Below are 12,833 nucleotides of genomic sequence, written 5' to 3' on the forward strand. Positions count from 1 at the left end.
CAGAGAACAAATATATAAACATGGAGCTGTGGTGAAGTTGGAGTTCACGCCGGTCTGTCACACCGGAGGTCGCGGGTTCGAGTCCCGTCAGCTCCGCCATGTTTTGACTAAAACTTGATATGGCTCGGTAGCTCAGTCGGTAGAGCAGAGGACTGAAAATCCTCGTGTCGGCGGTTCGATTCCGTCCCGAGCCACCATTTTAATGGGAGCCATTAGCTCAGTTGGTAGAGCATCTGACTTTTAATCAGAGGGTCGAAGGTTCGAGTCCTTCATGGCTCACCATTGCCACGCGGGTGTGGCGGAATTGGCAGACGCACCAGATTTAGGTTCTGGCGGGCGACCGTGGGGGTTCAAGTCCCTCCACCCGCACCATTTATTCGCGGACGTAGCTCAATTGGTAGAGCGTCGCCTTGCCAAGGCGAAGGTCGCGGGTTCGAGACCCGTCGTCCGCTCCATTTTTATAATCGAACCGTATGACACCACTTGCTATGCAGGTGGTGTTTGTTGATGTATACAAGGTTATTTGCTATGATGGCAGACTCTGCAATCATTGTTTTTTTCAGATATCGAACATAAAGATTCATAGAATAAACCATTCTAATAAAATGATGCTTTAAGTGTTTTCCAGGTTGAGACACGGGCTACGATTTGATACGATATGTTGAGATTATGAATAGCTACTCTGAGCTCCTGGATAACAAGGAGGAATTATGAACAAAAATGAGCAAGAGAGACGTGGCGTAATTACTAGCTTTCAGCAGGACGCCAATTTTTTTGCCAACTGGGGAATGCGTTCTCTTCAACGAAATAATTTCGCTAAGGCCTTACAGTGCTTTGAACGAGCGTTAGAAATTGAACCCGCAAATGCAGTACATTATTGCAATAAAGCTAGTGTTCTAGCAGAAATGGGTAAATTTGAAGATTCAAACGACATCCTATATTCCATTATAGAAAAAATTGATTCGTCACTAGTTGATGTCTATTTTTTCCTAGCTAATAATTACGCGAATATGGATGATTTTGAAATGGCAGCTGATATGGCTGTTAAGTATCTAACTTGTGAAGCTGATGGAATTTATGCGGAGGAAGCTCAAGAGTTACTTCATTATATTTACTTTGAACTTGATTTACCCCCACGCAATCCACTTGAACCACAAGAAGACGAGACAGTAGTCATACAGCATGAAAAGGCTCGTAAAAAGCTAGAAGAAGGGAAATTTATACAGGCTGTGGATTGTTTAAACAGCTTAGTTAAAGAGTATCCTGATTTTATGCCCGCATGGAATAACTTAGCTCTAGCTTATTATTATATTGGTGATTTTAATAAGGCTATGGATACAATTGAACTAGCTTTGGAAAAAGAACCGGGTAATTTGCATGCCATTTGCAATATGGCGGTATTACTTTCCCATCACAATAAATGGGCTGAACTAGTTCCTATTATCACTCGTCTGAAAAAAATCCAGCCTTTTCATTATGACCATATGTACAAACTGGCCACAACAATGGGGGTTTTAGGTCAGCATGAGGATGCCTGTAAGCTCTATCAAAAGATTTTGAGACAGCCTGTACTACATGACGTGGCTACCTACCACTATGCTGCTACCTCGGCATATTTATCAGAACGCTACCATCTGGCAATGAAATGGTGGAAAAAAGTGCAACAGATGGATCCTGATGCAGGCATTGCCCAATACTATTTAGAAAAAGCAAAAAGCGCCTTGCATGGGATGCCTAAGGAAAGTATTCCCTATCACTATCATCATCCGCAAAGAGAAATAGAAATGAACCAAGCTCCTATTACCGCACAGGATTTTAAATATAATCCAATGGTAAGGGCCTCTATGCTGTGGGCTTTGCAACATGGTAAAGAAGAATCCAAAGAGACGGTTATCCGCACTTTAGCTATGATCGGTGATTCTGAAGCAATTTCCACATTAGAGTATTATATAGACATCACAAATAATGAAGAACTAAAAGAAATAGCGCTAGCAGCTCTTGAAGAGCTACAGACAAGAATGGAACGTGAAAATAGTGGGGGACCTACATTGAGGGAGGTCACGTCTGCTTCTGATGAATGGTCAGAGGAAAATCTCACCACACTTCAAAAAGACCAATCTGAAGAATTGTCTTTAGATTTGAGTACCATCACAGATAAACAAACCATTACGGATGAAGTAGAGTTTATTATTACCGAGCAATTGTCCTCGTCAGCCAATCACGAGAAGCGTGAGTGGATGATTCACCAGTGGAAGTATTACATTAGTCAAAAAGAACAAATTCAAGTTCGTAAGCTGGAAGCATGGGCGGCTGCATTAGATTATTTATATGAAAGATCGAAAGGTACTCATAAAATTTCGCAAAATAGCATTGCTGAACAATATGGTGTTTCTAAGTCAACTTTGACAAAATGTTTACGGGCCTTGTCTTATATTGATTAAAAAGAATTCTTATTTTATAATAAGTATAATCTGTTATCTTATAACATTACCATGTACTAAGAAATTGGTTATATATTGATGATAGAAAGAAGGCTAATTCCCACCAAGGAGGAGTTACTTTATGAGCGATCAAAAAATCTACGACGTAATTATTGCAGGGGCGGGACCAGCCGGTATGACGGCAGCTGTCTATACATCTCGAGCGAATATGTCTACTTTAATGCTGGAGCGCGGTATTCCAGGTGGACAAATGGCAAATACGGAGGATATTGAGAACTTTCCAGGGTTCACTAGCATTTTAGGACCTGACTTGTCTAATAAAATGTTTGAGCATGCGCAGAAGTTCGGAGCAGAATATCAATATGGTGACATCAAAGAAATCCGTGATGGTAATCCATACAAAACCGTGGTAGCAGGAGATAAAGAATACAAAGCTAAATCTATTATCGTGGCTACAGGAGCAGAGCATCGTCTACTGGGTGCACCTGGTGAAAAGGAATTTTCCGGTCGAGGAGTTTCTTATTGTGCTGTTTGTGATGGAGCATTTTTCCGAAACAAGGAGCTTGTTGTAGTGGGTGGAGGAGACTCGGCTGTTGAGGAGGCTATCTTCCTAACTCGCTTTGCAACAAAAGTAACAATCGTACATCGTCGCGATGAATTCCGTGCCCAAAAAATTATCCAGAAGCGTGCTTTCGAAAATGAGAAAATCCATGTTATCTGGGACACGGTTGTGAAAGAAATTCGCGGTGATAATGTAGTAACAGGTGTTTTATTGGAAAACGTGAAAACCGGTGAGCAAACCGAGTACCCAACAAATGGCGTATTTATTTATGTAGGAATGGACCCATTAACTGAAGCGGTTAAGAATTTGGGTATTACGAATGAGAGCGGCTACATTCCAACTGATGAATTAATGCGTACAAAGGTAGAAGGAATCTTTGCTGCGGGTGACGTGCGTGAGAAATTACTGCGTCAGGTTGTAACGGCTACTGGAGATGGCTCCATTGCCGCGCAAAACGCTCAAATCTACGTAGAAGAGCTGGAAGAACGACTAAAAGAACAAGATGTTACAATATCGTAAAACGCTTGTAACACTCCTGAAATATTAGGCGGGTAAAATAAAGACAGTTACTTTATTGAATGTGAATTGCCCCCTTTTTCTATATAACCTTGATTTGCGTGGTCTGCGGATAGACCACGTCTTTTTTTTGAACGGAAATATCTGGAACTTTTTGCAAGAATAATAAGGAAACTCTTACTGGGAGCTGTGTCATATGGTATCCTTAGAGGAGGATGGAGGCGAGAAAATGGGTGAAGATAGTAAACAGAAAGCGGTAAACTTACTCATTATTACAGGCATGTCAGGAGCGGGGAAAACCACAGCTGTGCAAAGTCTAGAGGATCTAGGTTTTTTCTGTGTAGATAATTTGCCACCAATCCTTATTCCTAAATTTGCGGAGCTTATTATCCAATCGGGACGCGGAATCGAACGGGTTGCTCTTGTGATTGATTTACGTGGCCGTGAATTCTTTGACAGTCTTTTTGATGCTATTGATGGATTATCCGAAAGAGAAGGAATTCACTTTCAAATTCTGTTCCTGGATGCGAACGATCAGAATTTAGTTCGCCGCTATAAGGAAACGAGAAGACGGCATCCTCTTTCCCCGACAGGTACGCCTTTAGAGGGGATTATGGCTGAACGAAGACTGCTTCAGGATTTAAAAGGAAGAGCCAATCAGATCATTGATACAAGTCAAATGAAGCCAATGCAGCTTCGTGATAAAATCATAAACCAGTATTCTCAGCAAAGCTCTGAATGGACCCTTAATGTTCAGTCATTTGGTTTTAAATATGGAATTCCGATTGATGCTGATTTGGTTTTTGATGTGCGTTTTTTACCAAACCCGCATTATGTGGATGATTTACGTCCGAAAACAGGCTGTGATAGCGAGGTAGCTAATTACGTCATGAAGTGGACTGATACACAAGAGTTCCTAGCTCGGTTGATTGATTTCTTGAATTTTACCATCCCTCATTATCAACGCGAAGGCAAAAGTCAGCTTGTCGTTGGTATCGGATGCACGGGTGGAAAGCATCGGTCTGTGGCGATTGCAGAGCACATTGGAGAAACCTTCCGTAAAGATTACCAGGTTCGCGTTACACATCGTGACATCGAAAAGAATAAATAACATAAGATGATAAAATAAAGAAAAAGTGGGATCTAAGCACCAAAGAACTCTCAACAAAGGGAATCGAGGTGACCTATGGCATTAGGGAGAGGCATGAACATGCAACAAAGAGAGGAAATGTTGAAAGTTGTTGTAATAGGGGGAGGGACAGGTCTGTCTGTCCTGTTACGCGGTTTGAAGGAAGAGGCTGTTCACATCACGGCTGTTGTTACGGTTGCTGATGACGGAGGCAGCTCAGGACGTCTTCGTGAAGAGATGGATATGCTGCCTCCGGGAGATATTCGTAACGTGTTAACAGCACTTGCTGACGCAGAACCACTAATGAAGCAGCTCATGCAATATCGATTCAACACGGGTACAGGCTTGGCAGGCCATAATTTGGGAAATCTGTTGCTTGCCGCGATGAATGATATCACGGGTGACTTTGTCACGGCCGTGAAGGCACTCAGCAGGGTTTTAGCGGTACGCGGGGATGTGTTGCCATCGTCTACTCAATCCATCCTGTTAAAGGCCGAATTAGAAGACGGAACCATCGTCTCAGGAGAGTCGCAAATCCCGTTGTCTGGAAAGAAAATCAAGCGTGTTTTTTTAGACCCAGCAGATGCTCGCCCTTTGATCGAAGCCTTAGATGCTATCAAAGAGGCAGATGCAATCATTTTGGGCCCAGGAAGCTTATATACAAGTATCCTGCCTAATTTATTAGTTAACGGTGTTTTTGAGACGATATTGGAATCTACGGCACCAAAAGTATATATTTGTAATGTAATGACTCAACCGGGTGAAACCGATAATTTTACAGCATATGATCATGTTAAAGCATTATATGATCATGTTGGGGTTGAATTTTTAGATACGATTGTAGTAAACACTGAACAGGTACCTGAGGATTATTTAGCTAAATACGCGGAAAAGGGCGCGTATCCAGTCTTATGTGATATGGATAAGCTGAAGGAGCTAGGCGTGACGATTGTAGCTGAACCTATGATTACCTATGGGGAATTATACTTACGGCATGATGCTAAACGAGTAAGTCAGGAGATCGTGGCTATCCTTCGCCAGATTATATCGCAACAAGAAAGGAAGTGATGTGACATGTCATTCGCCGCACACACGAAAAAAGAGTTAACAATGATTGAGGCTTCGACCTGCTGTAATCGAGCAGAACTTGCTGCACTGATTCGCATGAATGGAACCATTCAATTAGGAACAGGAAAATTTATATTGGATATCTCTACAGAGAATGCGGCGATTGCACGAAGAATTTATACGTTGGTTAAGCAAATTTTTCAGATTCATGCCGAATTATTAGTACGTAAAAAAATGCGTCTGAAAAAAAACAACGTGTATATTGTGCGAATACCACTTCGGGCTTATGAGATCCTAGAAGATTTACGGATTATGGATAAGAATTTAACGTTTTATCCTGGCATTTCACCTGATCTCGTGGCGAATGAATGTTGCGCGCGCGCGTTTCTTCGAGGTGCATTCCTGGCAGGGGGTTCTGTAAACCATCCAGAGGCCTCTAGCTATCATTTAGAAATTTTTTCGGCGTACCAGGATTTTTGTGAAGCGTTAACCGTTTTAGCGAATCGCTATGAACTGAATGCCAAATGTATTGAACGCAAAAAAGGTTTTGTTATGTACATAAAGGAAGGCGAAAAAATAACGGACTTTTTAAGTGTAATTGGTGCACATCAGGCCTTGTTGTATTTTGAAGATGTGCGTATTGTTAAGGACATGCGGAATTCAGTCAATCGTTTGCATAATTGTGAGATTGCCAACATCAACAAGACGGTAAATGCCGCCACGAAACAAATGGAGAATATTCAACTGATCGAAAAAGAAATCGGTCTTGAAAATTTACCTATCCGCTTACGAGAGGTAGCAGAGCTTCGCTTGCAAAACCCTGATATTAATCTGAAGGAATTAGGCGAGATGATTCCGAGTGGAGTCGTGAGCAAGTCCGGAATTAACCATCGCTTGCGCAAAATAAATGAGATTGCAGATAACCTGCGAGAAAAACTGAGTCTTTCTACGTAGGGACATGTTATAATAGAAATAAAGGAAAATTCCAAGCGGGGAGGTCCAAGATGGTACAGCAACGGGTTATGGTTAAACTTAAAACAGGGTTACAAGCCCGCCCAGCGGCATTCTTTGTTCAAGAAGCAAATCGATACCGTTCTGACATTTACGTAGAAAAAGACAATAAAAAGGTGAATGCCAAAAGCATCATGGGAATTATGAGTTTGGCGATCAGCTCGGGAACAGAGATTACCATCTTGGCTAGTGGGGATGATGCCCAAATGGCGGTCGATACACTGGCTGGTCTCATTAATAAAGACGAATAAAATGTAAACGCTAAACCAGCAGATATTGCTGGTTTTTGCTTGTATGTCCTGCTGCTTATGGTGATATCCTAATTAGGAACATCTGAGCCAGGAGGGAAGAATATGTCCAATAAAGCTAAAGGATTGCCAGATTGCTGTCTGGAAGGCAGAGATAAGAACTTTATGGATATTGATCGTATGGTAAATGAAGGTCTGGGCGGCGGTACGGTGGCTGATTATAACGGCTTGATTGAAGAGACTACCGTTGATTCCATGGATGGAGAGTATACAACAAATAAAGAATTGCGCGGCAACGAACTGTAGTTTCTTTATTCCCTATTGATAAATGCTAACGAATATGTAAAAGAGGGCAACCTAGGGTCGCCCTCTTTACGTGTATCTTCCCTTATTTTCTAATGATAACCTCGTCGATTAAACCGTATTCCTTTGCAGCTTGAGCGGACAGGAAGTTGTCGCGATCTGTATCTTTAGCAATCCGTTCGTATGGTTGACCCGTACGTTCAGCATAAATGCGGTTTAGATGTTCACGCATTTTAATGATACGTCTTGCGGCAATTTCGATGTCACTCGCTTGGCCTTGAGCGCCACCTAGAGGTTGGTGAATCATGATTTCGCTATTAGGCAAAGCATAACGCTTTCCTTTTGCTCCGGCACAAAGCAGGAACGATCCCATAGACGCTGCTAATCCAACACAGATCGTTGATACATCTGGTTTAATATATTGCATCGTGTCATAGATAGCCATACCGGCTGTAATTGATCCGCCAGGGCTGTTTATGTAGATGCTGATGTCTTTGTCAGGATCTTCTGCCTGCAGGAATAAGAGCTGAGCTACAACACTATTTGCTACCTGATCATTAATAGGTGTTCCCAAAAAGATAATACGATCTTTTAATAGACGGGAATAGATATCGTAAGCGCGTTCTCCACGATTTGTTTGTTCAATTACAGTTGGAATTAGATTCATATTCATTCACGTTCCTCCTCCCTTTTCTTACAATAATCATACACAATTGGTCAATAAAGGTCAAACAAAATCAGAACTCTACTCCATTATTTAACCCAAAAAATGTATATTTTAAACCTTATCCCAAAAATTAAATAGCGGTTCTTTTGTTACTGGCACGCACACAGCTTGTAATTGCGCCCAGGAAATATATATTGACCAACATTCCGAGTAAAAAGCCAAATAAAGGGATTTGGATGATAAGAACTAATAGGAATACACCAATAAATTCAGCAAATAAAGGCGAGATTTTCCAATGGAAAAAGCTTATTAACTTTTGTCCCAACCAAGTGCCAACATACACTTTCCCTAAAATAAGGAGCAGGGTGTAGGCGATTGCAATAATGAAACCTACCGGAATACCAACAACAGTAAGTAACATCACAAGACTAAGCAATGGAACCATGATAAAAATAAGCAAGCCGACCCCGAATTGTTTAAAAGGATGGCGAGTATGCAACTGTTGGCTCACATTGTACAGAGAACCGGCAAAGAAATAACGGATAAGCAGCCAAAAAATTAATGTACTTAAGCATGAAGAGACAGACATCATTAACATAAAGGAGCCGTAGGAAGGTCTAGGTTCAATAATAGTATGCTTGTGCTGTCCCTTGATATTGGCTCCAGCATCAATCTGAGCAGGCTCAAATGATGCATAAATAAGATCGCCTTGAATTGTAGCTGTAGGCTTAAGATGAAGAGCTTCTACTTGGAATAGGGACGTGCCTTCCTCTAATAAACCTGAAATCGTGGCTCGATTGTAGAACCCATTTGTCTCTTTCCCAACACGTCCTTCTATGTTCATTTCATTGACAAAACCTAAAATACTGCCGTTCACGTTCCCAGATTGATTAACACGAAGCTCATCAGCTCCGGCCGATATGTTCTTCTGGACAGTGCCTGAGACAGTGAGTGCTTGAGAATAGGAGCGTACGTTGCCGCCTACTGTCCCTGATACGTTTGTAAGGTAAGCAAATGAGATTACATCTCCCGTTACAGTGCCTTTTATATCGATCGTTTCTGCAAAAGCATATAAGTCCCCGTCTATTGTTCCGTCAATCACTACTTTGCTGGCATTTGTTATAACATCCCCGTGATGTACCTCATTAGACTTTACTTGATAAAGCTCTCCATTGTGGAGATTGATAGCATAAGCCGAACTAGCCAAGATTAAACAAAAAACAAGCAGGAAAGAGAAGAAGAATATTCTCTTACTCATTATCTAGTTCTCCAGTTATTCGCGTTCATTTTGCTGGACAGGCGAATAGAATATAATAGAATGGCTAGAACAAACAAAATAGAAGAGATAAAGCCAATGAGGTAAAAATTCTTAAACATCAGTAAAATCATTGTTGCCTTTTCTTTTAACCAGAACATGGAGCTCCAGATCGATTGCCACTGAAATAAAGAATTAATGGCACTATTCCAGTTATTTAGCCAGTTGATTCCAGTCAAGAGCATGACAATAAAGAAACCCAGAGATGCTCCAAAGACAAAGCGTAGACGATGAACAAATAGGTGGTGACGGTTTTGATTAAAGGATGCAATTTGATTAATTTGATCGCAAACGTTTTTTTCCAAGTGGATAGGTGGAAGCGTTGGTGTTGTTAAATGAATGGCTTTTACAAGCTCTGCCTGCTCTTCAAGAAAAGTAGCGTATAGTTTTTGACACTCGGAGCAGCTTTGCAAATGGCTGGCCACTTGTTGATGTTCCTCTTGGATTAATTCACCGTCTGCATACATCATGAAAGTAAACTCATCCGGATGTTGCATTGTATACACTCCTTTCTATTGATTTATGGCTCAGCAACTCTTTTAAAAACTTCCGGGAACGGAATAGACGGGTACCAACCGTATTTTTGCTCATTCCTACAATGGCGCCTATTTCTTCATAGCTTAGCTCATCCACAAAACGAAGAGTAACAATTAATCGGTCTACTTCCTCCAAGTGATATAACAGTTCCTGAATATGGGAGTAAAACTCCTTTTTCATAAATAAGGTTTCCGGTGTTTCAACGGATTTTTGTTGTTTATTTACTTGGTGATACAATTGGTCGTCCTTCATGGTAATTTCCTTCTTTTTTCTAAGGAAATCAATGCAAGTATTTGAGGATAAGCGGTATAGCCAAGAATGGAAAGGATAGGATTGATCAAATTTACTTAGGTTTTGGGCTACTTTTAGCCAAATATCATTGCATACGTCCTGAGAATCATGATAGGAATAGACCATTTTGAGGACGATGCGCTGTACGCGCTGATCAAAAAGCTCAACAAGCAGAGGGAAGGAATCAGCATCCCCTTTTAGAAATCTCAGGATATATTCTAGGGCTTTTCGATTTAGCGCATAAAGATCTTCGCGTGATTGCTCTTCCACATTCGGTCCTCCTTTCTAGTACTAGTACGTAAGTTTCATCTTAAAAATTTCGTTACTCTAAATCCTTTTCTTCATTCGACTTACGGGGTTCTTCTTCCTTCAAATCTTTTCCTGTATCTTCTGTTAGGTCAATCATGACCCGCATTTTCGCCTTCATTTTTTTTCCTTTAATAATGGTGTAGTCTGTAATGTCTCGATGTTCTAAGCGACTAATGGCTTCCGCTAATTCCTCTGAAGTTAAATAGGGCTGGATTGTTAGAAGGCATTCGTCTTCGTTTGATTCCTGATAAATGAGAAATAATTGTTCTTCCATATTAATATGCCTCCCTAGCACTTATCCACAAAGTTATCAACAGGTTGTGCACAAAACATTTGTTCGTGGAATTGTTTTATGGTTATTATGTGACAACAGCACTAGATCATTCAAAGACAGACGAGTTATTATACGTAAAAAATGATACATTGTGCATAGAAAGCTTTATTCCCTTGGTTTGTTTTTGAATGTTCTGTACAATGGAAAGGGGACTGTGCACCAAACAAACGGGGGGGATGGAAATTGAGTTCCATGATTATTGCTGTTGTTGCCATTGTCGGTATTATAGTTGGATGTTCGATTTGGGCAATAAATAAAGGATATTCTTATAAAAACAAAATAGACGATATAGATGAATAAAAGAAAAACACACCGCACTTCAGGTGTGTTTTTCTTATAGAAGACGAGAAATATTTTTAGGTAGAAAAGATCACATTATAATGGCTACTAAGCTAAAACAAAGATTTAATATCGCCGGTATTAGGGTTTACGATATACCAGCCGTAGGTGTTAATATAACGATCCCCGCTCTGAAAGTTGTTTACAACCTCTTGATAAATTTGGATGACATAATTTCCGCGTTCATCATCATGATCATAGGCAATCGTGAAATTCTCCGGTACCTCTTTCCCGTATTTCTGGCGTACCAATTCTACAGCTTGATACTTAGAATAGGTTTTGCTTGTCGGGAGTTTACCGATGTAGACAGAGAGCGATTTCCCATCGTATACGATCGGCTTGCCAAGGTTTTCTGCTGCAAAACGAACAGGGACATATGCTGTATTTTTGTATAGAAATCCTTGTGTTTGAACAGGCGGTGATTTAGGTACACCATCGAAGTAAAAAGTAATAGGCTTTTCCATATCTGGTTTGACAGCCATTTCTGAAGCGGCATAGGCGATAGAGGAGGATAATAGAGCCCCTATGCCAATGCCAATTGCTAACGATTTTACATTTAACTTACCCATACTTAAATAAGCCCCACTTATCTTTATTTTTGTTAATCACAGTATGACAAATGATGACAAAATCTGCAAAAGTCGTGGGTAATAGGAAATTGTATCTAACGATCATAAAGAACAGATAGAAATTTTGTATTTCGCCCTGTAAAACCCCGCAGCATGTGAGATATTTCATTTCATCATAGGATTACTAAAGTATCGTCTCATTCTCTAGCACTACAGAGGCCCCGGAAAGCTCATAAAGAAAGCAAAACTGAGCAGAAAGAACCATTTGTCTAGCAGTAAGTAGCTTTACAAAATGATTGCGCTTTCAAGAATGCCTAATAATCTAAAGGGCTTTGTTGATTGGACAAGGTTCGTGTTTATCGCAGAAGCATTACTACATAAAGAAACATCCATGACATTGTTAACCAACCTACACAAAAAAGTACCTTCCGCATAAATATCACCAACTTTTAGAATAATCTGATAATATTATAGCAAAGGAATTATGGAATGGATATCATTTTTAAAGAATCAGGTAAAGTTAGATGCGGCTTTATTTTTGCCCACAAAAAAACCCCCGTAATAAACGGAGGCTTCGAGGTTTAACTAATATGGTACGCCCGATAGGAATCGAACCTACGCACGCGGTTCCGGAGGACGTTCGTTGAATTGTAATCGTTATAAATAAACGCAAATCTCACGTTATTACTGTGATTATCCGTTATCCTGACGTTAAATCATCGGCAAAATGGCGCATAGCATACGCGGTCACCTGACGTATAGAGGACGCGGACAAGCATAGTATAACCGAGTTATCGGCCCTAAATCAACTGCGCGCCTTCTAACTGGATGTCAAACGTTGGACTTCGGCTTCCTTTTCGGCAAGTTTACGTTTAGTTTCCGTGTAGGCCCGGTGTATTGATATTTCGTCGTCATCGAGCTGCGCAATAATTTCGGGGTCTGCGTTGTCAGCGATATACTTGGCCTTTTCGTATTGCTTTCCGGAGCCGAAGCCGAAGTCGTTGGTCCTTTGATTGTCGGAGCTACTACGGCGTGGGCTACTTATAAAGCCGTAATGTTAACCGCAACAGCCGCACAATGGGCGTTTAATACCACGGCTAATGCTAACCCGATAGGACTGTTAGTTGTCGGTATAGGTACGTTAGTTAGTGCGGGGTATCTACTGGTTAAGAATTGGGAGACCGTGAAAGAAGT

Annotated in this window: 14 protein-coding genes, 5 tRNA genes and 1 pseudogene; 14 read left to right on the forward strand and 6 right to left on the reverse strand. The window is 40.9% G+C overall.

What is annotated here, in order from left to right; translation table 11 throughout:
* Positions 1-22: 22 nt before the first annotated feature.
* The 12 genes from QZ995_RS23065 (at position 23) to QZ995_RS23120 (ending at position 7,281) form a co-directional block, all read left to right on the forward strand.
* Positions 23-99: transfer RNA gene (locus tag QZ995_RS23065), tRNA-Asp, on the forward strand.
* A 22-nt stretch (positions 100-121) separates the two neighbouring features.
* Positions 122-197, forward strand: a tRNA-Phe gene (locus QZ995_RS23070).
* Between the two features lie 9 nt (positions 198-206).
* A tRNA-Lys gene (locus tag QZ995_RS23075) sits at positions 207-282 on the forward strand.
* A gap of 7 nt (positions 283-289) precedes the next feature.
* Positions 290-372 (forward strand) — tRNA-Leu (locus QZ995_RS23080).
* A gap of 7 nt (positions 373-379) precedes the next feature.
* Positions 380-455: transfer RNA gene (locus QZ995_RS23085), tRNA-Gly, on the forward strand.
* Positions 456-710: 255 nt separating this feature from the next.
* Positions 711-2,441: a tetratricopeptide repeat protein gene (locus tag QZ995_RS23090; protein WP_301812236.1), complete on the forward strand. Its 1,731-nt coding sequence runs from the start codon at positions 711-713 to the stop codon at positions 2,439-2,441.
* A 121-nt stretch (positions 2,442-2,562) separates the two neighbouring features.
* Positions 2,563-3,522, forward strand: coding sequence for a thioredoxin-disulfide reductase (gene trxB / locus QZ995_RS23095; protein WP_301812238.1), 960 nt, complete (start codon positions 2,563-2,565; stop codon positions 3,520-3,522).
* A gap of 193 nt (positions 3,523-3,715) precedes the next feature.
* Positions 3,716-4,630 carry an RNase adapter RapZ gene (gene rapZ, locus QZ995_RS23100; protein ID WP_301812239.1) on the forward strand — a complete coding sequence of 305 codons (915 nt, stop codon included), beginning with the start codon at positions 3,716-3,718 and terminating at the stop codon, positions 4,628-4,630.
* A gap of 93 nt (positions 4,631-4,723) precedes the next feature.
* A complete protein-coding gene (locus QZ995_RS23105; RefSeq protein ID WP_437124763.1) occupies positions 4,724-5,716 on the forward strand; it encodes a gluconeogenesis factor YvcK family protein in 993 nt (330 codons plus the stop codon).
* Positions 5,717-5,722: 6 nt separating this feature from the next.
* Positions 5,723-6,670 (forward strand): DNA-binding protein WhiA, encoded by a 948-nt coding sequence (gene whiA, locus QZ995_RS23110; protein WP_301812241.1) that lies wholly within the window; start codon positions 5,723-5,725, stop codon positions 6,668-6,670.
* Positions 6,671-6,720: 50 nt separating this feature from the next.
* Positions 6,721-6,978 carry an HPr family phosphocarrier protein gene (locus QZ995_RS23115; RefSeq protein WP_301812242.1) on the forward strand — a complete coding sequence of 86 codons (258 nt, stop codon included), beginning with the start codon at positions 6,721-6,723 and terminating at the stop codon, positions 6,976-6,978.
* Between the two features lie 102 nt (positions 6,979-7,080).
* Positions 7,081-7,281 (forward strand): hypothetical protein, encoded by a 201-nt coding sequence (locus tag QZ995_RS23120; protein WP_301812243.1) that lies wholly within the window; start codon positions 7,081-7,083, stop codon positions 7,279-7,281.
* A gap of 82 nt (positions 7,282-7,363) precedes the next feature.
* Here QZ995_RS23120 and clpP read toward each other — a convergent pair whose 3' ends face one another.
* From clpP to QZ995_RS23145, 5 genes are all read right to left on the reverse strand, one after another.
* Positions 7,364-7,945: an ATP-dependent Clp endopeptidase proteolytic subunit ClpP gene (gene clpP / locus QZ995_RS23125; RefSeq protein WP_301812254.1), complete on the reverse strand. Its 582-nt coding sequence runs from the start codon at positions 7,943-7,945 to the stop codon at positions 7,364-7,366.
* Between the two features lie 130 nt (positions 7,946-8,075).
* Complete coding sequence (locus QZ995_RS23130; protein ID WP_301812245.1) at positions 8,076-9,203, reverse strand: polymer-forming cytoskeletal protein; 1,128 nt, start codon at positions 9,201-9,203, stop codon at positions 8,076-8,078.
* Positions 9,203-9,757: an anti-sigma factor family protein gene (locus tag QZ995_RS23135; protein WP_301812247.1), complete on the reverse strand. Its 555-nt coding sequence runs from the start codon at positions 9,755-9,757 to the stop codon at positions 9,203-9,205. The genes QZ995_RS23130 and QZ995_RS23135 overlap by 1 nt, the downstream gene beginning before the upstream one ends.
* Entirely contained in the window at positions 9,741-10,358 is a 618-nt protein-coding gene (locus QZ995_RS23140) for an RNA polymerase sigma factor (protein WP_301812249.1), read from the reverse strand. The genes QZ995_RS23135 and QZ995_RS23140 overlap by 17 nt, the downstream gene beginning before the upstream one ends.
* A gap of 52 nt (positions 10,359-10,410) precedes the next feature.
* On the reverse strand, positions 10,411-10,671 hold the full coding sequence (locus tag QZ995_RS23145) for a hypothetical protein (protein ID WP_301812252.1): 261 nt from the start codon (positions 10,669-10,671) through the stop codon (positions 10,411-10,413).
* A gap of 252 nt (positions 10,672-10,923) precedes the next feature.
* Between QZ995_RS23145 and ytzI the strand changes: the two genes are divergently transcribed.
* Positions 10,924-11,031: a YtzI protein gene (gene ytzI, locus QZ995_RS23150; protein ID WP_301812256.1), complete on the forward strand. Its 108-nt coding sequence runs from the start codon at positions 10,924-10,926 to the stop codon at positions 11,029-11,031.
* 92 nt (positions 11,032-11,123) lie between these two features.
* Here ytzI and QZ995_RS23155 read toward each other — a convergent pair whose 3' ends face one another.
* Complete coding sequence (locus tag QZ995_RS23155) at positions 11,124-11,639, reverse strand: hypothetical protein (protein ID WP_003341187.1); 516 nt, start codon at positions 11,637-11,639, stop codon at positions 11,124-11,126.
* Positions 11,640-12,612: 973 nt separating this feature from the next.
* On the opposite strand from QZ995_RS23155, the pseudogene QZ995_RS23165 reads away from it, so the two are divergent.
* Positions 12,613-12,833, forward strand: a pseudogene (locus QZ995_RS23165) (hypothetical protein); the annotation flags it as partial.

This window comes from Brevibacillus laterosporus, from assembly GCF_030489605.1.
Lineage (GTDB): Bacteria > Bacillota > Bacilli > Brevibacillales > Brevibacillaceae > Brevibacillus_B > Brevibacillus_B laterosporus_E.

Bases quoted from the DNA above. Each gene is read 5' to 3' on its own strand.
- QZ995_RS23115 (WP_301812242.1), top strand. From the start codon at position 6,721: ATGGTACAGCAACGGGTTATGGTTAAACTTAAAACAGGGTTACAAGCC.
- QZ995_RS23135 (WP_301812247.1), bottom strand. From the start codon at position 9,757: ATGCAACATCCGGATGAGTTTACTTTCATGATGTATGCAGACGGTGAA.
- QZ995_RS23145 (WP_301812252.1), bottom strand. From the start codon at position 10,671: ATGGAAGAACAATTATTTCTCATTTATCAGGAATCAAACGAAGACGAA.
- QZ995_RS23155 (WP_003341187.1), bottom strand. From the start codon at position 11,639: ATGGGTAAGTTAAATGTAAAATCGTTAGCAATTGGCATTGGCATAGGG.
- QZ995_RS23120 (WP_301812243.1), top strand. From the start codon at position 7,081: ATGTCCAATAAAGCTAAAGGATTGCCAGATTGCTGTCTGGAAGGCAGA.
- ytzI (WP_301812256.1), top strand. From the start codon at position 10,924: ATGATTATTGCTGTTGTTGCCATTGTCGGTATTATAGTTGGATGTTCG.
- rapZ (WP_301812239.1), top strand. From the start codon at position 3,716: ATGGTATCCTTAGAGGAGGATGGAGGCGAGAAAATGGGTGAAGATAGT.
- QZ995_RS23090 (WP_301812236.1), top strand. From the start codon at position 711: ATGAACAAAAATGAGCAAGAGAGACGTGGCGTAATTACTAGCTTTCAG.
- whiA (WP_301812241.1), top strand. From the start codon at position 5,723: ATGTCATTCGCCGCACACACGAAAAAAGAGTTAACAATGATTGAGGCT.
- QZ995_RS23130 (WP_301812245.1), bottom strand. From the start codon at position 9,203: ATGAGTAAGAGAATATTCTTCTTCTCTTTCCTGCTTGTTTTTTGTTTA.
- clpP (WP_301812254.1), bottom strand. From the start codon at position 7,945: ATGAATCTAATTCCAACTGTAATTGAACAAACAAATCGTGGAGAACGC.
- QZ995_RS23105 (WP_437124763.1), top strand. From the start codon at position 4,724: ATGAACATGCAACAAAGAGAGGAAATGTTGAAAGTTGTTGTAATAGGG.
- trxB (WP_301812238.1), top strand. From the start codon at position 2,563: ATGAGCGATCAAAAAATCTACGACGTAATTATTGCAGGGGCGGGACCA.